We start from the raw sequence: 705 nt of genomic DNA, 5'->3' as shown, positions 1-705 counted from the left end.
AGGTACAACGACTCAATATGCTTTTGTTATTAACAAAGATGGTTCGTGCAAAATTTATGATTCAAGTACACCTGCTTTAACTATTATTAAAAATGGAGGGCAACAAGCCTATAATTTTGGTACTGCGATTATCCGTGATGGTAAAATTCAACCAAGTGATGGCTCAGTAGATTGGAAGATTCATATTTTTATTGCGAATGATAAAGATAATAATCTCTATGCTATTTTGAGTGATACAAATGCAGGTTATGATAATATAATAAAATCAGTATCAAATTTGAAGCTCCAAAATATGTTATTACTTGATAGTGGTGGCTCAAGTCAACTATCTTTCAATGATAAAACGATTGTTGCTAGTCAAGATGATCGAGCCGTACCGGATTATATTGTGATGAAATAAAAATAAAAGAACCTCATGGTTCTTTTATTTTAGAGATTTTTCAAAAAGGGTTTTGACTGAGTCTAATTCTGTTTGAGAAACGACCTTAGCTCCATTTTCATCTGTTGTATGTAGATTGACGTTAAGTCTAGTTTTTAGAGTAACAAACGTATGGACTATTATCATATAATTAGACATAAAAAAGAAAAGCGTTAATAATTGTTTTTCTTTTTTTATATTGTGTTCAGTAAATGGTCATTTTATGGACACTCTTCTTTTGTTATAAAAACTCTCAAAAATCATTTACATTTCTTGTTCATTAACCC

1 protein-coding gene is annotated in these 705 nt (G+C 30.1%); it reads left to right on the top strand.

Features of this window, described 5'->3' with window-relative positions:
* Nucleotides 1-400: phosphodiester glycosidase family protein (locus HFD15_RS13985; RefSeq protein ID WP_185155845.1), on the top strand; the 400-nt coding region annotated here is incomplete at its 5' end.
* Nucleotides 401-705: the final 305 nt, after the last annotated feature.

Source organism: Lactococcus sp. EKM203L (assembly GCF_011800585.1).
GTDB lineage: Bacteria > Bacillota > Bacilli > Lactobacillales > Streptococcaceae > Lactococcus > Lactococcus lactis.
This window is presented reverse-complemented; position numbering and strand designations above follow the sequence as displayed.